Source organism: Cognatundibacterium crateris (genome assembly GCF_010078235.1).
GTDB lineage: Bacteria > Pseudomonadota > Gammaproteobacteria > Burkholderiales > Burkholderiaceae_D > Undibacterium > Undibacterium crateris.
Genome location: NZ_JAABOS010000001.1, coordinates 493,155 through 515,260 on the forward strand (window position 1 = coordinate 493,155; position 22,106 = coordinate 515,260).

Annotated in this window: 15 protein-coding genes; 10 read left to right on the forward strand and 5 right to left on the reverse strand. The window is 52.5% G+C overall.

Translation table 11 applies throughout. The features are described from left to right. Window positions 1-21: 21 nt before the first annotated feature. The 4 genes from EYB48_RS02170 to EYB48_RS02185 all read left to right on the forward strand — a co-directional run bounded on the left by EYB48_RS02170 (window position 22) and on the right by EYB48_RS02185 (window position 7,150). The gene (locus tag EYB48_RS02170) at window positions 22-987 is read left to right on the forward strand and encodes an MbnP family copper-binding protein (protein WP_162018629.1); all 966 of its coding nucleotides are present in this window, start codon (window positions 22-24) and stop codon (window positions 985-987) included. After that, on the forward strand, window positions 987-2,162 hold the full coding sequence (locus EYB48_RS02175; RefSeq protein ID WP_162018630.1) for a methanobactin export MATE transporter MbnM: 1,176 nt from the start codon (window positions 987-989) through the stop codon (window positions 2,160-2,162). The genes EYB48_RS02170 and EYB48_RS02175 overlap by 1 nt, the downstream gene beginning before the upstream one ends. 50 nt (window positions 2,163-2,212) lie before the next feature. Beyond that, a complete protein-coding gene (locus tag EYB48_RS02180; protein ID WP_162018631.1) occupies window positions 2,213-2,827 on the forward strand; it encodes a Crp/Fnr family transcriptional regulator in 615 nt (204 codons plus the stop codon). A 288-nt stretch (window positions 2,828-3,115) separates the two neighbouring features. Then, the gene (locus EYB48_RS02185; protein WP_162018632.1) at window positions 3,116-7,150 is read left to right on the forward strand and encodes a Pls/PosA family non-ribosomal peptide synthetase; all 4,035 of its coding nucleotides are present in this window, start codon (window positions 3,116-3,118) and stop codon (window positions 7,148-7,150) included. Between the two features lie 163 nt (window positions 7,151-7,313). Here EYB48_RS02185 and EYB48_RS02190 read toward each other — a convergent pair whose 3' ends face one another. From EYB48_RS02190 to smc, 5 genes are all read right to left on the reverse strand, one after another. Beyond that, a complete protein-coding gene (locus EYB48_RS02190) occupies window positions 7,314-7,541 on the reverse strand; it encodes a hypothetical protein (RefSeq protein ID WP_162018633.1) in 228 nt (75 codons plus the stop codon). Window positions 7,542-7,791: 250 nt separating this feature from the next. Next, the gene (galU, locus tag EYB48_RS02195; protein WP_162018634.1) at window positions 7,792-8,667 is read right to left on the reverse strand and encodes a UTP--glucose-1-phosphate uridylyltransferase GalU; all 876 of its coding nucleotides are present in this window, start codon (window positions 8,665-8,667) and stop codon (window positions 7,792-7,794) included. Window position 8,668: 1 nt separating this feature from the next. Continuing rightward, window positions 8,669-11,053, reverse strand: a complete 2,385-nt coding sequence (gene ligA / locus EYB48_RS02200; RefSeq protein ID WP_162018635.1) for an NAD-dependent DNA ligase LigA — start codon at window positions 11,051-11,053, stop codon at window positions 8,669-8,671. Between the two features lie 5 nt (window positions 11,054-11,058). Next, window positions 11,059-12,183 (reverse strand): cell division protein ZipA C-terminal FtsZ-binding domain-containing protein, encoded by a 1,125-nt coding sequence (locus tag EYB48_RS02205; RefSeq protein WP_162018636.1) that lies wholly within the window; start codon window positions 12,181-12,183, stop codon window positions 11,059-11,061. Continuing rightward, a complete protein-coding gene (gene smc, locus EYB48_RS02210; RefSeq protein WP_162018637.1) occupies window positions 12,180-15,704 on the reverse strand; it encodes a chromosome segregation protein SMC in 3,525 nt (1,174 codons plus the stop codon). The genes EYB48_RS02205 and smc overlap by 4 nt, the downstream gene beginning before the upstream one ends. 359 nt (window positions 15,705-16,063) lie before the next feature. On the opposite strand from smc, the gene dapC reads away from it, so the two are divergent. From dapC to prmB, 6 genes are all read left to right on the forward strand, one after another. Further along, the gene (dapC, locus tag EYB48_RS02215) at window positions 16,064-17,287 is read left to right on the forward strand and encodes a succinyldiaminopimelate transaminase (protein ID WP_162018638.1); all 1,224 of its coding nucleotides are present in this window, start codon (window positions 16,064-16,066) and stop codon (window positions 17,285-17,287) included. A gap of 134 nt (window positions 17,288-17,421) precedes the next feature. Beyond that, on the forward strand, window positions 17,422-18,249 hold the full coding sequence (dapD, locus tag EYB48_RS02220) for a 2,3,4,5-tetrahydropyridine-2,6-dicarboxylate N-succinyltransferase (protein ID WP_162018639.1): 828 nt from the start codon (window positions 17,422-17,424) through the stop codon (window positions 18,247-18,249). Between the two features lie 106 nt (window positions 18,250-18,355). Beyond that, a complete protein-coding gene (locus tag EYB48_RS02225) occupies window positions 18,356-19,498 on the forward strand; it encodes a PilT/PilU family type 4a pilus ATPase (RefSeq protein ID WP_235934840.1) in 1,143 nt (380 codons plus the stop codon). Window positions 19,499-19,517: 19 nt separating this feature from the next. After that, window positions 19,518-19,904, forward strand: coding sequence for an arsenate reductase (locus tag EYB48_RS02230; RefSeq protein WP_162018640.1), 387 nt, complete (start codon window positions 19,518-19,520; stop codon window positions 19,902-19,904). A gap of 5 nt (window positions 19,905-19,909) precedes the next feature. Next, window positions 19,910-21,037 (forward strand): succinyl-diaminopimelate desuccinylase, encoded by a 1,128-nt coding sequence (dapE, locus tag EYB48_RS02235; protein WP_162018641.1) that lies wholly within the window; start codon window positions 19,910-19,912, stop codon window positions 21,035-21,037. Window positions 21,038-21,088: 51 nt separating this feature from the next. Beyond that, a complete protein-coding gene (prmB, locus tag EYB48_RS02240; RefSeq protein WP_162018642.1) occupies window positions 21,089-21,991 on the forward strand; it encodes a 50S ribosomal protein L3 N(5)-glutamine methyltransferase in 903 nt (300 codons plus the stop codon). Window positions 21,992-22,106 lie beyond the last annotated feature (115 nt).

A 22,106-nucleotide genomic window follows, 5' to 3' on the forward strand; every position in this document is an offset into this window, starting at 1 on the left:
TTCTTAATTTAGGCAATCAATATGAAAACATTCCAAACAATCCAAACATCGCGTACTGCAGCACTGTCCTTACTGAGCTTGTCTGCACTGACATTGCTCAGCGCTTGCGGTGGTTCCGGTGGCAGCACGACGCCTGTAGTCACCTATCCGGCAGTGATGCCGGTATCGATCAACTTTGAATTACTCGCCAATGGCGTACCCGTGAAATGCGGTTCCAGCATCACCGGTTTAGGCAGCAAAGCCAGCACTGCAGAATTGAAAGATGCGCGTTTTTACATCTCCAATGTCAAGCTGATCGATGCCAACGATAAGCTGGTACCTGTCACCCTGACTGCGAACGACTGGCAAAATGATCAGGTCAGCCTGATCAGCTTTAACGATGGCAGCACGACGGCCTGCGGCGGCACCGCTTTACCAACCAATAGTGTAATCAGCGGAACCGTTCCTGGCGCGGCTTATAAGGGAATCAGCTATGAAATCGGTGTGCCTGAAACGCTGAACCATACTGACTACGCGACTGCGACCAAACCAATGAATGTGGCTGCGATGGCTTGGAGCTGGACCTCGGGCCGCAAATTCATGAAGCTGGAATTAAACCCTGTTGGTGGTGTGAATGTCACCCGCATCAACAATACCACCGTGCCACCGACCACCAGCAACAGCGTGTCGTCAACCTGGAATCTGCATTTAGGCTCAGTCGGCTGCACGACCAATGCAAGCAATGGCAGCTATAGCTGCACGAATTCGAATCGTATGGTGGTCAAGCTTGCTAACTTTGATGCGGACAAACAAAAAATCTCGCTGGATATGAACGCCTTATTTACAGCGACCGATCTGAAAAGTGATACAACTGGCGCAGTTGGCTGTATGTCAGGCACCACTGATCAGGAATGCAAAGCGATTTTTGACAGCTTTAAAATTGATCTGAGCACCGGTAATCCAACTACCGCCGGTGTGCAATCCGTATTTGTGGCACGTAATAAATAATGGCAGCCATCTTCAGCCGTTCCAGGCTGTCTGGACTCACACTGTTAGCAAGCACCGTGATGGTGCTTGCCTGTGGTTCAGGCGGTTCTGGTGGAGGTGGCCCCTCCTCAACCCACAATCATGCAACGCCAGTCACCCCGGCACTGAATGGCTTTCCGGCAGCCGTCATTCCGGCATCAAATCCCTATACCGAGGAAAAAATGCAGCTCGGGCGTCAGCTGTTTTATGACACCCGGCTATCCGGTAATGGCAGCCAGTCCTGTGCCTCTTGCCATCAGCAAGACAAGGCATTTACCGATGGCCGCCCGCTCGCAATCGGTTCGACCGGCGAAACCCATCCACGCAATTCGCAAGGTCTGGCCAATGTGGTGTACCACGCGACGCTGACCTGGGCCAATCCGGCATTGACCGAGCTGGAACGACAGATGGAAGTGCCGTTGTTTGGCGAACATCCGGTAGAAATGGGGATCAATGACCTGAATAAAAACACCGTGCTGTCACGCTTCCGGCAAGATCCGGCAGTGATGAGGCAGTTTCAGGCGGCGTTTCCTAAGGATGCAGATCCTGTCAGCTTCGCCAATATCATTGCAGCGATTGCGAGCTTTGAACGGGCGCTGGTATCGAGCGATTCCCGTTACGACCAGTTCCTGCAGAAAAAAGCGACACTGAGCGCATCCGAATTGCGCGGCATGAATTTGTTCATGGGAGAAAAGGCCGAGTGCTTCCATTGCCATGGCAGTTTTAACTTTAATGATCAGGTGAAGTTCCAGGGATTGTCGCAAATCGACACGCCTTTCCATAACACCGGGCTGTATAACATTGATGGCAAAGGCGGCTTCCCCTTCCCTAACCGCGGCTTATTTGAAAGCACTTTACGGGCGCAGGATATGGGTGCATTCCGCGCCCCCAGCTTGCGCAATGTGGCAGTGACTGCGCCGTATATGCATGATGGCTCCATCGCGACGTTGAAGGATGTGCTGGATTTTTATGCCGCCGGTGGACGGCATATCACTACCGGGATTTACGCCGGAGATGGCAGAACAAATCCGTATAAGAGCGATTTAATCACCCGAATCAATCTGAGTGAGCAGGATAAATCGGATCTGATCGATTTCCTCGGCACGCTGACGGATGAGAAATTTCTCAGGAATCCAAGATTCTCTAATCCCAACTAAAGCCTGAACGACATCAACTCCGGGGCCAGTCCCCGGGTTTTGGAGTATGCATGAATTTCCCCATTTGCAATCACACCGCCATCTTTCTGGCGGCACGGACAGAAATGACAGAACAGCAGGCAGCAAAGCTCTGGTGTGTAAAAAGTGGCGCGATCCGGATTGATACCCTTACACCCGAAGCAGGAACATGCAAGCCCAGATTTCTGAGGCTGGCGTTGAAAGGAGACCTGATCGGCGTTGAGCGTCTGGCGGCGATGCCGGAACAGCTAAGACTCACTGCAATTACTCCAAGCTGTCTGAGTCCGGTGAATTTGGCCGATGAGCAGCAATGGCAGCAATGCGTAATGCAGGCGCTGCTCAGCGCGCACCAGCGTCATCGCGAGGCGATGGACTTACGTTGCGGCACGGTCGAGGAAAGGGTACGCAAGCTGCTGCAATTGCTAGCCGACTCTGGGCGCGAAGATACGGATACAGATTTACCTTGTACCTTGCCCAGTCTGGGAAACATGGCGGACATCCTGCTGTCGACGCGTGAAACAATTTGCCGTGCGCTGACGCACTTACGCGATACCCATATGCTGGAAGACCAAAACCCGGCGCAGTTGAAAAGACGCAGGCTGGAAAACCGCTCCCATCTGATCCGTAATATACAGGCGCTGCAATAAACTTCATTTCCACGCCCGGATTGTTTACTTTTTGGGTTCAACGCAGAGATCCCCAGCGCCTGCAATGTCGCCAGGCTGGGGATTTTGTCGATTTATGTTGAATTTCTGAACTGAATGTGACGTTTTACTACATTCCAAGCTTATCAGGATGATAAACTTGACCACGCGCTGCATGTGCCGCCCAGGCAGCTTGTTTAGTATCAGAATCAGCTCCTCACCAGCAGAAAAAGAAAGAAAATCTGTTGAGCCAGACCTGTTCTGTGATGGTGGTTCCCAAATTGAAACTTTATGTCTTTATCCAGTAGTCCGAACACAGTAAAACAGATTTTATCCGGCGATATACGCCCGGATCTGCTCCGCCAGGAAGTACTGGCAGATATTCTCGAAGCAACAGCCGACGCACGGCCAGAACACACCGCGTTGATTTGTGGCGACCTTAGCCTGAGCTATGCCGAATTAAATGCGCGTGCTGATCTGGTCGCTCACCACTTACACCAAGCGGGCGTCGTTCCCGGGCAAATTCTGGGTTTGTGGTTGCCGCGTGGGATAGACCTGCTGGTGATGCAGGCCGGGATCGCAAAGACTGGCGCAGCCTGGTTACCCTTTGATGCCGATACACCGCCAGAGCGGGTTCTGGTCTGCCTGCAAGATGCGCAGGCATTTGGCTTATTGAGCACCCCGGCCTTAGCGCAGTCCTTAGCTGGCGCAGGTTTGACGATCTGGGATAGCGCTGACTTGCTGGTCCCTGCACAGACTACGCTGCAAAGGCGGCAGGGATGTGCAGCAAGCGATCCGGCCTATGTGATTTACACCTCAGGCTCGACTGGCAAACCCAAGGGCATACTGGTCAATCAGGGCAGTATTTGTCATTTTTTACGCAGCGAAAATGCTGTACTGGGCATACAAGCCAGCGATAAAGTGTATCAGGGCTTTTCTGTGGCCTTTGATATGTCCTTCGAAGAGATCTGGATCAGTTATCTGGTTGGCGCCAGCTTGTGGATCGCGCCTAAGGAAATCACTGGGGACCCGGATGCACTGCCACTGGCATTGGCGGCAAACCAGATCACGGTACTGCACGCTGTCCCTACCCTGCTGGCCTTATTTACTCAGGACGTACCCAGCCTGCGCTTAATCAATCTGGGCGGTGAAATGTGCCCGGAATCGCTGGTGGCGAAATGGAGTCGTACTGGCCGCCAGATGTTTAACACCTACGGCCCGACTGAGGCCACGGTCTCTGCCAGCCTGGCGCAACTGTATCCGGATCAGCCTGTCACGATAGGCAAGCCGCTGCCTAACTATTCCATGATGGTGATTTCCACTGAGCTGGAGCAAGGCCTGCGTTTATTGGATGTGGGTGAAACCGGAGAACTGTGCATTTCCGGACCCGGTGTTGCATGCGGTTATCTGGGCCGCCCTGATCTGACGAAGGAAAAATTCCTGAGTAATCCCTGGTCGCAATCTGAGCACGATCAGCGCCTGTATCGTACCGGTGACCTGGCAATTATTCAGGCAGATGGCAGTATTCAATGTCTGGGTCGGGCCGATGATCAGGTGAAGATACGCGGCTTCCGCGTCGAACTGGGTGAAATCGAAACTCTGCTGGCGCAACAGCCAGGCGTAGGAACAGTCGCCGTCGTACTTAGAAAAGACCAGGATATTGATCAGATCGTCGCTTTCATCGTGCGCGATACTGCACATGTTGATAATGAAGATCATGCTGCCTTTGTAAGCCGTTTGCGTCAGCAACTGGCAACGGCGCTGCCGCCTTACATGCTGCCAGCGCGTTTCGAATTACTGGAAGCTGTGGTGCGTCTGACCTCAGGAAAAATCGACCGCAATCATTTGAAACGCCTGGAACTGAGCGCAGCCCTTGCGACTGGAGAATCAGACCTTCCTGAAAATCCGGCTGAAGCATGTCTGTTCCCGGCCTTAGCGCATTTGTTCCCCGGGCAAGCCATCCTGCGCTCAGCTGACTTCTTCCGTGATCTGGGCGGTCACTCCTTACTGGCAGCGCGTCTGGTATCAGCCATACGGAAAGACCCGCGCTTTGCCTATTTCAAGATTGCCGATATTTATCAGCAGCGACGCGTTGGAGCCATTGCTGAGGTGCTGGCAGCCTCACTACAGCAACCGGCAACGACAACAACACGCGCTGAACGCAAGTTTGCCCCTGACTGGAAACGCTATGCATGCGGAGTCGCACAGGCGGCGAGTATTCCCTGGCTGGTTGCCATGCGTATGGTGCAATGGCTGGCTCCCTTTTTTGCCTACCATTTTTTCACCGGTGACCCTGGCGATTCCATACCGCGTGCAGTTGCATTATCAGTGGGCGCATTTTTGCTGTTAACGCTGGCAGAATTTGGCATTGCGATTCTGGGCAAACGCCTGATCGCAGGCAATCTGAAGCCGGGTCATTATCCTTTATGGGGCTTCACCTACTTCCGCTGGTGGCTGAGTGACAGACTGATAGAAGCAGCGCCGGTGTACATGCTCAGTGGTTCTTCGCTTTATACCTGGTGGCTGCGCGCACTGGGTGCACGTATAGGTCATGATGTGATCATAGGCTCGATGACGATACGGGCACCGGAATTACTACAGATCGGTGATGGCGTCAGCGTAGGAAATGCCTGTAACTTTGAAAATGCCAGAGTACAAAATGGCGAACTCATCCTGGGTAAGATAGAACTGGGCAAAGACGCCTGTGTTGGTTCTTATGCTGTACTGGAAGGCAACGTCAGTCTGGCGGAAGCGGCCCATCTGGAAGGCCAATCCGCGCTGGCTGAGGGGCAGCATATTCCGGCTTACCGTGTCTGGGCCGGCTCCCCCGCGCGCGATACCGGTGCATTTATGGCCGACCCTGACTCGCCACGGCCTGCGCTGAGTACGCTGCGTGCCGCATGGGAAGCTTGCTTTTTCATCTGTGGCTCACTGTTTATCTGCGCCTTGTTTTTCATGCCGGTCTTCCCTAGCTTTGTCACCATAGACTGGTTAGACAGCATAGATACGCTTTCCTTCCTGAATGGGAATTCGGTACCGCTGCAATTACTCAAGTATTTTTTGCTGGCCTTCCCAGCCACAGCGGTACTGATTATTTGCACGGCGCTGTTATCTGCAGGCATACGCTGGAGTGTACTGCCGCGTTTACAACCGGGGAAGTACGCGGTCCATAGCAAAGTCTATCTGGGTAAATGGCTGGTCAATCAGATACAGGAATCCAGCCTCAATGTATTACACGGCGTGTATGCAACGGTCTTTGCCCCCTTCTGGTACCGCTTGCTGGGTGCCAAAGTCGGACGTGGTGCAGAAATCTCCACTGCGCTGGGCGTGGTACCGGACATGCTGACTTTAGGCGATGAAACCTTTATCGCCGATGCGGTATTACTCGGCGATGAGCAAATTGATGGTGGCTGGATGACGATGCATCCTACCGTCATTTCTAAGCGCAGCTTCGTTGGCAATGGTGCTTACGTTCCCGATGGCACCATCTTGCCGGAAAATGTATTGATCGGCGTACATACCAGCGTGCCAGCCAATGAGCGCTTGAAAAATGGGGATACCTGGCTGGGATCACCCGCCATCCATCTGCCGGCACGTGAAGAAGTCAAAGGTTTTCCTGAACATCTGACCTATCGTCCTTCAGTGATACGCCGCCTGGGACGTGGCTTAGTCGAAGCATTCCGCATCGTTGCGCCGCATGCGCTGGTGATTGCGGTCGGCTATACCATCGTGCTGGACCTGATGCCATTAGCGGGCGAAGACCGCTGGACCGAAGTCCTGATCTACCTGATCGGTGCCGGACTCATGTATGGGATAGGCAGCTTTGCTTTTGTACTGGCACTAAAATGGCTGCTGATCTTCCGCTATAAGAAGGCCAGCGTACCGATGTGGACCCCGTTCGTGTGGTTATCGGAAGGCATTACCAATCTGTATGAAGGTATCGCTGTCCCTAACTTTATGCGCTATCTGCGCGGCACACCCTGGCTGCCTGTCGCCTTTAATCTGCTGGGCTGCCGTATCGGACGTGGTGTGTATATGGATACCACCGACATCACCGAGTTTGACTGCGTCAGCATAGGCGACTACAGCGAAATTAATGCTCTGGCCTGCCCGCAAACACATTTGTTTGAAGACCGGGTCATGAAAATTGACCAGGTCAGCATAGGCAAACGGGTTTACATGGGGCCGCGCAGTTATGTGCTGTACAGCGCCGTGGTGGAAGATGATGTCAGCCTGGGTCCACTTACGCTGGTCATGAAGGGAGAATTCATCCCGACTGCTTCCTCATGGGCAGGATGCCCGGCAGCGATACGGACTGGTCAGTAAGAACAGACTGAGACAATCAGAAGCGGAAAAGAAGCTGAAAAGAAGTTGAAATACCGGGGTGAGCGACGATGCTCACCCTTTTTTATATGCAGCTGGCATTGTCTTTGCCAACATATTCCACATAGAAAATCTGACATCCGCATCTTCAGGCAGACCATGACACTTACCAGTTAGCCTTAGATAAAATCACCAGCCACTTTTTGAAGAACAACAGCTCCAGGTGACCGGCTTGCACACCGGTAGAACAATCCAACAGCGGATTGACAGCATAAGAACGCTGACGAAAATCGCGGCAGACGAAAATTTCACGCCGTCCCAAACGGACTAAAAACGCATTCGGTGACAGTTGTAAGCTGAAACGGGTATCAAAAGAAGATTGCAGGTAAGCCATGATAACTCTCCATCGTTTAGACAAAACATGAGGTATAGCAAAGTCAGAAAAGCACAACTTTGTCTCTGTAGTGTTACGCAACGGAAGTACTTTAACACAATTACTGTATGCATATACAGTGTTTTTAAAAATGCTGGTTTTTTGCAACATTCCACACATTTCAGACTCAATTCTCAGGACGGTCATAAAAAAACCCGGCACGGGCCGGGTTTCCTGATCGCGCAGAGCTATGCGCAAATGCGCATGCAGCTTAACGGATAGACTTCAGATATTCCGCAAACTCTTCGCCAGTTTCCTTGTGCTTCAGGCCCAAAGCCACACTGGCCTTCAGATAACCCAGTTTAGAGCCACAGTCATAGCGGGTGGCAGCTGCACGATATGCATAGACCGGAAAATCCTTGAGCATCGCTGCAATCCCGTCTGTCAGTTGTATCTCACCGCCGGAACCTTTACCCAGTTTTTCCAGATAAGAGAAAATGCGGCCAGACAAAATATAACGCCCGACCACAGCCAAGGTAGACGGCGCGACATCCGGCATCGGTTTTTCGATAATGCCATGCACTTTTTCCAGTCTGTCCTGATATGGCGAACCACTGACAATACCGTACTGACGGGTGAATTCACGTGGCACATCCTGCACGGCGATGATGCTGCCGCCTTCCTGTTCGTACGCCTTAGTCATTTGCGCCATGACCGAGGCCTGACCCACATCAGCATCCATCAAATCATCCGCCAGCAACACAGCAAATGGATCATCGCCTATCACTGGACGCGCGCACAATACCGCATGGCCCAGACCCAGTGCCGCAGGCTGGCGAATATAAATACAGTTAATATTTTTAGGAATCACATTTCTGACCAGATCCAGCAAGGCTTCTTTGCCTGCGGCTTCCAATTCACTTTCGAGTTCGTAAGCTTTATCGAAATGGTCTTCAATCGCACGCTTATTTCTACCGGTGATGAACACCATTTCAGTGATACCAGCCTCAACCGCTTCTTCGACGGCATACTGGATCAGCGGTTTATCCACGATGGGCAGCATTTCTTTAGGCTGCGCCTTGGTGGCAGGCAAAAAGCGGCTGCCCAGACCAGCGACGGGGAACACGGCTTTTGTAATTTTTCTCATTTCAGCTCCTGGAACAAAGTTGAAGCAATTCTGCTTCTGTCAAAATCGGTACGCCTAATTCTTGTGCTTTTTCTAGCTTACTGCCGGCCTCTGTGCCAGCGACCAGATAATGGGTTTTTTTCGACACTGAGCCAGACACCTTGCCACCGGCCGCTTCGATCAAGGCCTTGGCCTGATCTCGACTGAGTTCAGCCAGGGTTCCGGTCAATACGAAGGTCTTGCCACTTAAATGGCCTTCCTCAAGCACCTGTCCTGCCATTTGCTCCAACAAAGACAAGCGCAATGTGTGTAAATCCTGAATATCCTGACGATGCGCGCCCTGCTGTAGCCAATGCAGCAAAGCTTGCTGTACATCGGCTGGCAAGCCAAGCGCAGTATAGGAATCCGTATCTAGTTTTGCCAACTCCTCTAAACCCATGCCACGCTCAGTCAATTGCTTGCAACGAGCCAGTGTGAGTTTAGGAATATCCAGCGCTGCCAATAAAACAGCCGGTTCAAGTTTATCCTTCAGCTTGGGATTAACTGCTTTTTCACCAACGGGTGCGACACCTGCTGCCAGCAAACCATCGATCGCCTGCTGATTCTGCGGTTGAGAAAAAAACTCAGCAAGCGACCAGGCAACGGTGGCACCGATATCCGGCAAAATTCGGAAGATACAGGCAGGTACTTGACGTATCAGTGCCAGGCTACCCAGATAATCGGCCAGCGTTTTAGCAGTAGACTCGCCGACATGACGTATGCCAAGTGCAAACAAAAGTCGCTCCAGGGGCGGCTGCTTGCTGGCGGCAATCGCGGCGATCAGGTTTTCCGCCCACTTACTGGCGACTTTACCTTGCAATACGGTTTCCGGTGTCACGCCATCGCGCAAATCCGCCTGGCGCTTCATTTCCAGTAAATCCGACAACTGCAATTGATACAGGTCGGCGATACCTTCAACGATATTCAGATCGACCAGGGTATCGATATAACGCTCACCCAGGCCATCGATGTCCATCATTTTTCTGGAGGCGAAATGACGAATCGCTTCTTTTCTTTGTGCCGAACACGATAGTCCGCCAGTACAACGGGCCACCGCCTCGCCCTCTTCGCGCACCACATGGGAACCACAGACTGGACAAGTCTTGAGCATTTCAAACGCAGCTGGTTCAGGCTGTGGGCGGCGTTCCAATACTACTGCCACCACTTCCGGTATCACATCGCCGGCGCGGCGTACGATCACGGTGTCGCCAATACGCACATCCTTGCGCCTTACTTCATCTTCATTATGCAGCGTGGCATTGGTCACGGTCACACCACCGACAAATACCGGTGCCAGTCGCGCCACCGGCGTCAGTGCACCGGTACGGCCTACCTGGATATCGATACCGCTGACCGTGGTTAATGCTTCCTGAGCCGGAAACTTATGGGCGATGGCAAAGCGCGGTGCGCGCGAAACAAAACCGAGCTGCTCTTGCTGTGCAAAGGAATTCACCTTATACACCACGCCATCGATTTCATAGCCCAGGCCATCTCGCTTTTGCTGTATGTTGCGATAAAAATCGAGTAAGCCTTGAGCGCCTGCTACCACGGCATTTTCTGCGCATACCGGCAATCCCAGCGCGGCATACCAGACCAGCAAGTCTCTGTGCGACTCTGGCAGCTCCGCACCGTCCAGTGCACCAATGCCGTAAGCAAAAAAGCGCAGTTTACGTTGCGCAGTAATCTTAGAATCCAGCTGACGTAAGCTGCCCGCTGCAGCATTGCGCGGATTGGCAAATTCCTTGCCACCGGCATCGCGCTGACGCTGATTCAGTCTCTCAAAATCCTGTTTGAACATCAGCACTTCGCCACGTACATCCAACACTGCAGGCGGGTTTGCCGTATTCAGCCGTAGAGGAATACTGCGTATGGTACGGATGTTTTCTGTCACATCTTCACCGGTATAGCCGTCGCCACGGGTGGCAGCCTGAGTAAAGAGACCATCCACATAACGCAGATTAATCGCCAGCCCATCAAACTTCAGATCGATGGCATACTCAATTTCAGCCGTATCCGACACATCCAGGCCTTCTTTGACACGCTTGTCGAAGGCAAGCACATCTTCATCTTCAAAGCCATTGTTCAGCGACAGCATAGGAACCGCATGCTGAACCTGAGAGAATTCAGGCAAGGCAGCACCACCTACGCGCTGGGTCGGCGAGTCTGGCAGGCGTAACTCAGGATGGTCTTGCTCTAAGCTTTGCAGCTCACTGAATAAGCGATCATATTCAGCATCCGGTATGGTCGGTGCATCTAACACATAATAGGCGTGACTGTGCTGCTCTAACTCCTGACGCAGAACTGCTGCACGCTCAGCCACAGTTTCCTGTCTGGCCTCAGGTGCAGCATCGAACAAATCATTCTGCATAGCGATCAGCTGAATAAGCGCTGCGCACGTACCGAGCCGGCAGGAACCTGCGCCTCTTCCATTGCGCCATAGAATTCGCTGACCTGACCTGCGATTTCATCCAAGGCTTCTTTCGAGATAGGACGATTACCATCATCCACCACGATACCACCCAGGCGGGTCGCGAGCGATCTGGCGCAGGCCGCCATCGCACCGAAGCCATCACGGGCCGGTGCCACACAAGGTACATCCAGCAACAGCGTGAGGCGGGATGTCATGGTCTCACTCACGCCTACATTGGTCGACAAGGTGAACAGGCTGCCACCATCGCCATCTGGCATCATCAGGCGGCTATCAGGACGCTGATCGAAGCCCATTTTCTCTAACGCGGCGAGCAAGGTATTCAAGGCCCAGGCAGCACCATTGGCAGCGATGTTCACACTGAGTTGCGCATCATGTTCAGACACGAACTGGTGCAATTCCTTGGCATTGCTAATGACGCGATTCATGTCAGGCACATCGGGATGCGCGCTCAGGTTGTCGGCAATGGCACGCAGCTTCATCACAAACTCTGAATATTCGAGTTCATTCAAAGGACCGCTACGGCTGACCATTTGTATACCCGCCAGTAACGTAGTGTAGGCGCCGCCGGTGGCAATCACGTCCTTATCTCCGGCGGCTGTAATGCCGACAAAATGGACCGGCTTTTTACCCACGTATTTTAATTCGGCGATTTCAGCCAGTAATTTTTCACCGCGCATCGGTGTGTCAAATTCGAGTGGAATCACGCAATCGATTAACTCATCGACTGGCAATTCTTTAGCGTGTACTTTGACTGCGACCGCTGCTGTTTCAGTTTCAGTGTCTGGCTCGGTGCCGCTTACATCATCTGTACCAACCGCAGTGCTGGCCGCATCCTGCTCAGTGTGTGGCTCGAGTGCAGGTTCCAGTTTAGTGTGCTCTGGTGTTAATTGTGGTTCCTGGCGTACCACCGGTGTATCTGAAGGGCTCAGCAAGGCATCATCGTCGCCATCACCGAAAGCGTTTTCTACGGTTTTCTTCGCCTTATATTCCTGCCATTTATTGAAAGCGAAGACCCCAACCACGAGTACACCGCCACTTGCAAATAAACTTAATTGTAAATCCGTCATGCTGCTTGAACCTCAGTAGCAAAATTGACAGCGGACTCCATGTCCACCGCCACAATTCGAGAAACCCCCTGCTCTTGCATGGTCACGCCTATCAGCTGCTGCGCCATTTCCATCGCAATTTTATTGTGGGAGATAAATAAAAACTGTGTGTTATTCGACATACGTTTCACCATATTACAGAAACGTTCCGTATTCGAGTCATCCAGCGGCGCATCGACCTCATCGAGCAAACAGAATGGGGCCGGATTCAGCTGGAACATCGCAAACACCAAGGCAGTCGCGGTTAAGGCTTTTTCACCACCGGACAGCAAATGTATCGTTGCATTTTTCTTGCCTGGCGGCTGGGCCATGACCTGTACGCCGGAATCCAGAATTTCATCGCCAGTCATGATCAGCTTGGCCTGACCACCACCAAACAAGATAGGGAATAACTCAGCAAAATGATGATTCACTTTATCGAAAGTCCCCTGCAGCAATTCGCGGGTTTCGATGTCGATTTTATGAATCGCATCCTGCAGCGTGGTGATCGCTTCGGTCAGATCTGCATGCTGTGCATCGAGGAAGGTTTTTCTTTCACTGGCCTGCGCCAGTTCTTCCAGCGCCGCCATATTCACCGCACCTAAAGCCGCAATTGCATTACCCAGGCGCGTGACCTCACCCTGCAGATAAGAAGGTTTCAGATCATCATGCAGTTTTTCAGCGAGTTGCGCTTCGTCGACTTCAAAATTCCTGAGTTGTTCCTGATACTGTTCCTGCGCCAGGCGAGCAGCCTGCTCTTTGAGCTGCAACTCCATAATCCGGTCACGTTGCGGCTGCAGACTGCGTTCTATCTGATTTTTATTGTCTTCAAATTGACGCAGCGACTGCGTCAGCTGATCCAGTTCATGACGCGCATTGGCCAACGCTTTTTCCTGTTCGGTACGGCGGTCCAGCAAATCCTGCAAACCAGCCTGCGCGGCCTGGTCATTCATGCTTTCCAGCTCGAGCTGTCCCTGTTCCATGCTGGCGAATAACTGCGCCGACTGTTCCAGCGCGGTCGCGATATTCCTGCGCATTTCTTCCATCTTATTGCGATGGGATTTTTCTGCAAACGCCGCTTCCTGCGCCGCCAGTTCCAGATCGCGTACGCGCTGTCTGGCCTGATTCAGACCATGCTCTTGTTCCAGATAGGCGGTCTGGCCCTGCTCATGCAATTCCTGCATTTCAGCCAGTTCCAGATCCAGCATTTCAAATTTCTGCTCAGATTCAGCGCGCACCTGCTGCTGTTCTGCTTCCTGCGCTGCGATTTCAGCCAGGTCTGTGCCGATCTGGGTCGAGCGCTGGTTAAAGCGTTCCTGCACCTCAGCCAGCTTCATGAATTCTATTTGCAGACTATGCGTACTCTGCGTCAGCGCGGCGACCCGTTGACGTAAATCCTGTAACTGCTGTGCTGCCTGGGTATAGGCTGACTCTGCCCTGATTGCCGCATTTTTTCCCTCATCTGCCAGCATCTGGCGCGCGCGACATTGCTTACCGAGATTCTCGATTTCCTGCTGGCGTCCGAGCAAGCCATCCTGCTCAGAATCCGAGGCATAGAAACGCACACTGGTACGTGAAATCACATGCCCCTGGCGTGTCACAAACGAGGCACCAAACGGTAATTGCGCACGGTTAGCAAATGCTGAACTCACGTCTTCGGCCACGTACAACTGATGTAACCAGTCTTGCATCAGACTGCGGATGCCAGTTTCATTCAGTTGCAACAGCTCGATAAACGGTTTCAGGCCGGGCGCGCTGGCCGGTGGTTCTGACTGTATCTGTGGACTGTAAACCGCCAGCTTGGCAGGCGGGGCATCACTGAAAAAGGCCTTAGCCCAGTCCAGATTAGACATTTCCAACGATGCGGTACGTTCACGTAGCACCGATTCCAGCGCCGTTTCCCAGCCTGCTTCGATATGCAGCTTTTGCCACAGCTTAGGCAAACTGCCCAGCTCATGTTTTTCCAGCCAGGGTTGTACTTTGCCCTGACTTTGTACTTTTTCCTGCAACTGTTTCAGAGCCAGCAAACGCGCTTCTAATTGTGCCAGCTCTGCCGCATCCTGATTCACTTGCTGCTGCGCCTGCTTGCGCTGCTCATCCAGCGCCGGAAGGCGCTCTTGCGCTTCTTCCAGCTGCATGTTGAGCTCTTCCAGCACCTGCTTCTTCTCTTCCAGTTGGAAAGAGAGATTATCGAGATGGGTAGAATCGGGCGTAGCCAGTCCCTGCTTTTCCTGCATCAGGCGTTCTTTACGCACCGCCAGGCTATTGAGGATATTCGATGCATTACGCTGATGTGCAGACTCAAGTTCGATCTGCTGCTGCATCTGCATGATCCTGGCACGCGACTCGGTCGATTTCAGCTGGGACTCACGCCAGCCCTGCTCGAGTGCGGGCAAAGTATCTTGCTGCGCCTGAGCCGATTCCGCGGCCTGCTCGGCGCGCATGGCTAATTCTTCGACCTGAATCTCGGCTTCAGATAAATCATCCTGTAAATGATGACTCTGCGACTGCCATTGATCGCGCTGCGCCTTGAGCGAATGCAGTTGTGACTGCAGACGGCTGCGCGATTCGATCACAAATTTAATCTGTGCTTCCAGGCTGCCGATCTCGGCATTGGTCTGATACAAATGCCCCTGCGCCTGGTGCATACGGTCACCGACAGCATAATGCGCCTGGCGCATTTGCTCGAGCTCCAGCTCCACATGACGTAATTTTGCGGTCTGTTCTTCCAGATCCAGCTGAGTCTTTTCTATCTCGGCAAAATGGCGCTTTTGTTCATTCGCAGCCTCGTTACGGCGCAACAGCCACAGCAGTTTTTGCTTTTCTTCCTGATCCGCCTGCAGCGCGTGGAATTTATTGGCCACGATGGCCTGGGCTTCCAGCTTTTCGAGATTATTATTCAGTTCGCGCAGGATGTCTTCGACGCGCACCAGATTCTCATGGGTATCGTGAATCCGGTTTTCGGTTTCACGGCGGCGCTCTTTATAGCGCGACACACCGGCCGCTTCTTCGAGGAAGATACGCAATTCTTCAGGGCGGGCTTCGATAATCCGGGAAATCATGCCCTGACCGATAATCGCGTAAGCGCGTGGCCCCAGACCGGTACCGAGGAAGATGTCCTGAATATCACGGCGGCGCACCGCCTGGCCATTGATGTAATAGGTCGAGGTGCCATCGCGGGTCAGCGTACGCTTGACCGCGATTTCCGCATACTGACTCCATTGTCCGGCCGCCTTACCGAGGCTGTTATCGAACACCAGCTCTACCGATGCGCGGCCAGCTGGTTTGCGGTGCGTGGAACCGTTGAAAATAACGTCCTGCATGGATTCGCCACGCAACTCGGATGCTTTGGATTCACCCAGCACCCAACGCACGGCGTCAATAATATTTGATTTGCCACAGCCGTTCGGCCCCACGACGCCGACCAGTTGCCCAGGCACCTGAAAATGCGTTGGGTCAACGAAGGATTTAAATCCCGACAGTTTAATAGAGGTTAATCGCACTTGATGAAATTTTATTATCGTCTGCAGCCCCTCGCGGAACTGCACTTATATTCGTGAGAACGGATACCCTGAGCCAGACAGGAAAGCATGGCATCATACCATTTGATGCCCGAAATTTTCACAAAAAAACCTTGAAAAATAGCCAACAAAAACACTATTTTCTGTAAAAAAGCTTAAAAAATCCTAATTTAATTGCGACAAAGCCTTTCTCGGGAGAATCGGGCAAAGGATATAATATGTTAAACCTTGCTTGCGAGAAGAACAAAGCAAATGTGATGTCGGAAAGCATCAGTGACGCCAGTCCATCATCCGCCTGCCTTTCAAATAACTCAGCAGAACTGAAACTGAACCATTCCAACATGACTTTTCACCCTTATCTGACCAGCCTGCAGCCTTACCCTTTCGAAAAATTACGCCAATTATTCAGCGGCATTACGCCGAATCCGGCTTATCAAGCGATCAGCCTCGGCATCGGTGAGCCTAAGCATCCGACACCGGCACTGATAGAAGACGCTTTACGCAATAACATGGCGGGACTGGCCAGCTACCCTTTGACAGCCGGATCAGAAGCCTTACGTCGCAGCATCGCCAATTGGATCGCGCGCCGTTATGACATCCCGGCGCCTGACTTTGCTACTGAAATTTTGCCAGTCAACGGCTCGCGTGAAGCCTTGTTTGCTCTCGCGCAGACCATCATCAATCCGGCTGCGTGCAAAGATGGCAAGCCGCTCATCATGTGCCCGAATCCGTTTTATCAGATTTACGAAGGGGCAGCCTATTTGTCCGGTGCTGAGCCTTATTTTGTGAATGCAGATCCGTCCCGCAATTTTGCACCCGATTACAGCCAGGTGCCTGCGCATATCTGGCAACGGGTACAACTGCTATTCGTCTGCTCGCCCGGCAATCCTACCGGCGCTGTTTTACAACTGCATGACTGGAAAGAGTTATTTGAGCTGTCCGACCGTTACGGCTTTGTGATTGCAGCGGATGAATGCTATTCCGAAATCTACTTCAAAGCCGATGCCCCACTCGGAGCGATGCAGGCTGCACGTCAATTGGGACGCGGTTATGAACGCCTGATCAGCCTGTCGAGCTTATCCAAACGCTCGAATGTACCCGGCATGCGTTCTGGCTTCGTCGCCGGTGATGCCGCGATCATGAAACAATTTCTGCTGTACCGTACCTATCACGGCAGCGCGATGAGCCCGATGATACAAGCCGCATCGGTCGTCGCCTGGGATGATGAAGAGCACGTCGCAGAGAATCGCGAAAAATACCGCCGGAAATTTGCACAAATCACGCCCTTACTCACAGAGGTGCTGGATGTGCAGTTGCCGGATGCTGCATTCTACTTGTGGGCGAAAGTCGATCACCTGAAGGGCATCAGCGATACTGAATTTGCACGTCAACTCTATGAGCGTTATCACGTCACCGTGCTGCCGGGCAGTTATCTGGCCCGCGAAGCACACGGCATCAACCCGGGCGCTAACCGCATCCGTATGGCTTTGGTGGCGGACGTTGCAGAATGCCTGGAAGCGGCACAACGCATCGTCGCATTTTGCAGAGAATTAAAAGCCGCTTAAGTATTCCCTGGTTTGAGTAAGCGGCAGTCAGGCACTATGATGCCGTAACAGCTCTGGTTGTGAGGCGGCTTCAGCTCTGATCATCCGTTTATTTAATGCTTTTATTTTAATTTTTAGAACTTTAAGAAATCATCATGACTCAACAATTACAGCAAATTATCGATCAAGCCTGGGAAGACCGTACCAGCTTCTCCCCTAAATCCGCGCCAGCCGATGTTCGGGAAGCAGTCGCGCACGTTTTGTCTGAGCTGGATGCAGGCAGTCTGCGCGTCGCGCAGAAAATAGATGGTCAATGGCATGTCAATCAATGGGTAAAGAAAGCCGTGCTGCTGTCTTTCCGCCTGGAAGACAATATCTGCATGCCATCCGGCGACCATATGCAGTTCTATGACAAAGTGCCGACTAAATTCGCCAATTACACCGCTGAAGACTTTGCTAAAGGCGGTTTCCGCGTGGTGCCGCCAGCGGTCGCACGTCGCGGCAGCTTCATTGCGAAGAACGTGGTGTTAATGCCTTCCTACGTCAACATCGGCGCCTATGTGGATGAAGGCGCCATGGTAGACACCTGGGCCACAGTTGGCTCTTGCGCGCAAATCGGTAAAAACGTTCACTTGTCTGGTGGCGTCGGCATTGGCGGTGTATTAGAGCCTATGCAAGCTAACCCAACCATCATCGAAGATAACTGCTTCATCGGCGCGCGTTCTGAAATCGTGGAAGGCGTGATCGTGGAAGAAAATTCCGTGATTTCCATGGGTGTGTACATCGGCCAGTCGACCAAAATTTATGATCGCGCTACCGGCGAAGTCAGCTATGGCCGCGTACCTTCCGGCTCGGTTGTAGTTTCCGGTAGTCTGCCTTCTGCGGATGGCAAATACAGCCTGTACTGTGCAGTCATCGTGAAACGCGTCGATGCACAAACCCGTTCTAAAACCAGTATCAACGAATTACTGCGTGGCGCATAATTCAGCGTAATCCTCAGTATTTGTTTGCTGTCCGCAGCAGACAAATACTGATTAGCAAATAAAAGCAACACCGGAACCATTCGTATAACAGGGAAAAGGAAGCATCATGGCAGCAATGGAGCGCTTGTTTCAGCTCATGAAAGATAAACATGCCTCGGACATGTTTTTTGCAATAAATTCGCCCGTCCATCTCAAGATCAATGGCAATCTGCTGCCCATCAATCAGCAGCGCATGGATCAGGCGAATATTCTCGCCCTGTTAGCCGAAGTCGTCGCGCCTGAGCATCTGGAAATACTGGAGCGCGAAAACGAACTCAATATCGGTATCGGCGCGGCAGGTATAGGGCGCTTCCGTTTATCTGCTTTTCGTCAGCGTGGCTCGATCTCGGCCGTATTCCGTTTTGTGCCCGGCGACATTCCGAAATTAACCAGTCTGAATCTGCCGCCGGTGCTGTCAGATCTGATCATGGAAAAACGTGGCCTGATTCTGGTGGTTGGTGCCACCGGTTCAGGAAAGTCGACCACGATTGCGTCGATGCTGGATCACAGAAATGAAGTGAAGTCCGGCCACATACTGACGCTGGAAGATCCGATTGAATACCTGTTCCGCAGTAAAAAATCCATCGTCAATCAGCGTGAAATCGGCAGTGACTCAGAAAGCCTGAAGACTGCCTTGAAAAACTCCTTACGCCAGGCACCGGATTGCATACTGATCGGTGAGATCCGTGATCTGGACACCATGATGGCAGCGATTGCCTATGCACAGTCCGGCCATTTGGTGTTGGCGACACTGCATGCGAATAACAGTTATCAGGCACTGAACCGTATTATCAGCTTCTTCCCTATGGAAAACCGCACTGCGCTGTTGCTGGATCTGGCCTCATCGGTGCGCGCAATTATCTCGCAGCGCCTGATCCGTGCCGTTGATGGCGGCCGCTGCCCGGCGGTCGAAATCATGCTCAACACGCGCTATGTGTCTGAACTGATAGAACAAGGCGATATTTTCCAGATCAAGGAAGCGATCGAGAAGAGTCTGTCACCCGGTTCGCAAACCTTTGAACGCGCATTGATGACGCTGATTAAGGATGGTCTGATCAGCAAGGAAGAAGGTCTGGCCAATGCTGACTCAGCCAATAATCTCTTATGGCTGCTGAATAATGAAACTTCGACCAATCAGGCACCGGTACCGGAACCTGAGCCGGAAACCAAAGAAGAAGCCTCTTTCACCGAATTCACCCTGAACGTTTAAACCGTCAAAGAAGTAGCCAATGAATCGCAGTCAACGCAATATCACCTTGTACGGTATCCCGAATTGCGATACCGTCAAAAAATCCCGGGTCTGGATGCAGGAACAGCATCCGGATTTCGTCTTTCATGACTTCAAAAAACAAGGTCTGGAACGCACTACGATAGAACAGTGGCTAAAGCATCTGAGTCTGGATGTGCTGATCAATCGTAAGGGCACCAGCTGGCGTGCACTCAGCGATGAACAAAAGCAGTCTGCCAGTGATAGCGAAGCAGCGATTGCACTGATACTCAGCAATCCCTCGCTGGTCAAGCGTCCGGTGCTGCAAATCAGCGATGCACAAGGCATTGCACATGTGTCTGTAGGTTTTACACCTGACACGTTCAACTCTATTTTTTCCCGGTTCTGAACACCATGAGTAAAACCCTCGCTCTGACTGAGCAATTAATCGCACTCGACTCCGTTACCCCTGAGGATAAAGGCTGCCAGCGCACCCTGATTTCATTACTGGAACCACTGGGTTTTACCTGTGAAACCATACAGTCCGGCGACGTGACCAATCTGTGGGCGCGCCGTGGCACCCAGCAGCCAGTGCTGGTATTTGCGGGACATACCGATGTGGTGCCTACCGGTCCGGTCGCCCAATGGCAATCTGCCCCGTTCACGCCTACCCAGCGGGACGGTAAATTGTATGGCCGTGGTGCAGCCGATATGAAAACCTCGATTGCCGCGTTTGTGGTCGCCACTGAAGAATTCATTGCCGCCCATCCGGACCATCAGGGCTCGATTGCCTTCCTGATTACCAGCGATGAAGAAGGCCCGGCCACCGATGGTACCGTCGTGGTCTGCAATCAGCTAAAAGAACGTGGTGAACAACTGGATTACTGCATCGTCGGCGAACCGACCTCCTCTGCGCAGCTGGGCGACACCATTAAAAACGGCAGGCGTGGCACGATGTCGGGCAAACTGACGGTGCGTGGTGTGCAAGGCCATATCGCTTACCCGCAACTGGCTAAAAATCCTATTCACCTGTTTGCGCCAGCGATGGCAGAGCTGGTAGCAGAAGTCTGGGATGAAGGTAATGACTACTACCTGCCAACTTCATGGCAAATGTCGAATATTCATGCGGGGACCGGCGCCTCGAATGTCATTCCCGGTGAAGCGGTCATTGACTTTAACTTCCGGTTTTCGACAGCCAGCACAGCAGAAGGCCTGCAACAGCGCGTGCATGCGATCCTGGACAAACACGGTTTGGACTATGCGCTCAAATGGACCATAGGCGGCCACCCCTTCCTGACGCCGAAAGGCAGCCTGAGCGACGCGCTGGCCGCTGCGATACGCGCAGAAACCGGGCTGGAGACTGAATTATCGACCACGGGCGGCACTTCTGATGGCCGTTTCATTGCCAAGATTTGCCCGCAAGTGGTAGAGTTCGGCCCTCCCAACGCCAGCATCCATAAAATCGATGAGCATATTGCGCTGGCGGATATTGAACCTTTAAAGAATATTTACCGACGAACGTTGGAAAATCTGCTGACCTGAGATGGGTATAGCAGCGCTGATATTCAGCACGTTCATCAATCATTAACGACTATGACTACTTCCACATCACCATTTTCTACCCTGCGCGATCTGTTGCGCTATGCAGTCACCCGCTTCAATCAGGAAAAGCTGTTTTTCGGCCATGGCAGTGCCAATGCGCTGGATGAGGCAGCCTACCTGTTGCTGCATACCCTGCATCTGCCGCTGGATAAAATAGATCCTTTCCTGGATGCGCGTCTGCTGCCGGAAGAAATCAGCAAAGTCATGCAAGTCATCGAACGCCGCGCAGCAGACCGGGTGCCTGCTTCCTACATCACCAATGAAGCCTGGCTTGGTACCTATAATTTCTACGTGGATGAACGCGTGATTGTGCCGCGCTCCTTTATCGCTGAACTGATCCCTGAACATTTCTCACCTTGGGTGAACGATCCTGACAACATCACGGATATCCTGGAACTGTGTACCGGTTCTGGCTGCCTGCCGATTATGCTGGCCGATATGTTCCAGAATGCGCAGGTCGATGCGGTCGATATTTCCCCGGACGCGCTGGAAGTGGCACGCAAAAACGTGGCGACTTATGAGTTGCAAGACCGGGTCAATCTGATCCAGTCTGACCTGTACACCAATGTACCGGATAAGCAATATGACCTGATCATCACTAACCCGCCGTATGTCAATTCCGGTTCTATGGCCAGCCTGCCGCAGGAATATCTGCATGAGCCGCAAATTGCGCTGGCTGGTGGCGATGATGGCATGGATCTGGTCAGGAAGATTGTGGCCGGTGCAGCACAGCGTCTGAAAGCTGACGGTATTTTGATGGTGGAAATCGGTAATGAACGCGCGTTTGCGGAAGCAGCCTTCCCTGAACTGAACCTGACCTGGGTCTCTACCAGCGCAGGCGACGACATGGTATTCCTGATCGAAGCACGTGATTTGCAGGATTTCCAGGCCTGATAACACACGCCCCCACATGTAGAAAAGGGCAAAGCTGAATTTGCCCGTTTTTGCCTGTTTTTGCCCATATTTTTTGGGCCATCAGCCCCGGCTGACGCATAATACGCAGCGCTGA

Bases quoted from the DNA above. Each gene is read 5' to 3' on its own strand.
- EYB48_RS02170 (WP_162018629.1), top strand. From the start codon at position 22: ATGAAAACATTCCAAACAATCCAAACATCGCGTACTGCAGCACTGTCC.
- EYB48_RS02175 (WP_162018630.1), top strand. From the start codon at position 987: ATGGCAGCCATCTTCAGCCGTTCCAGGCTGTCTGGACTCACACTGTTA.
- EYB48_RS02180 (WP_162018631.1), top strand. From the start codon at position 2,213: ATGAATTTCCCCATTTGCAATCACACCGCCATCTTTCTGGCGGCACGG.
- EYB48_RS02185 (WP_162018632.1), top strand. From the start codon at position 3,116: ATGTCTTTATCCAGTAGTCCGAACACAGTAAAACAGATTTTATCCGGC.
- EYB48_RS02190 (WP_162018633.1), bottom strand. From the start codon at position 7,541: ATGGCTTACCTGCAATCTTCTTTTGATACCCGTTTCAGCTTACAACTG.
- galU (WP_162018634.1), bottom strand. From the start codon at position 8,667: ATGAGAAAAATTACAAAAGCCGTGTTCCCCGTCGCTGGTCTGGGCAGC.
- ligA (WP_162018635.1), bottom strand. From the start codon at position 11,053: ATGCAGAATGATTTGTTCGATGCTGCACCTGAGGCCAGACAGGAAACT.
- EYB48_RS02205 (WP_162018636.1), bottom strand. From the start codon at position 12,183: ATGACGGATTTACAATTAAGTTTATTTGCAAGTGGCGGTGTACTCGTG.
- dapC (WP_162018638.1), top strand. From the start codon at position 16,064: ATGACTTTTCACCCTTATCTGACCAGCCTGCAGCCTTACCCTTTCGAA.
- dapD (WP_162018639.1), top strand. From the start codon at position 17,422: ATGACTCAACAATTACAGCAAATTATCGATCAAGCCTGGGAAGACCGT.
- EYB48_RS02225 (WP_235934840.1), top strand. From the start codon at position 18,356: ATGGCAGCAATGGAGCGCTTGTTTCAGCTCATGAAAGATAAACATGCC.
- EYB48_RS02230 (WP_162018640.1), top strand. From the start codon at position 19,518: ATGAATCGCAGTCAACGCAATATCACCTTGTACGGTATCCCGAATTGC.
- dapE (WP_162018641.1), top strand. From the start codon at position 19,910: ATGAGTAAAACCCTCGCTCTGACTGAGCAATTAATCGCACTCGACTCC.
- prmB (WP_162018642.1), top strand. From the start codon at position 21,089: ATGACTACTTCCACATCACCATTTTCTACCCTGCGCGATCTGTTGCGC.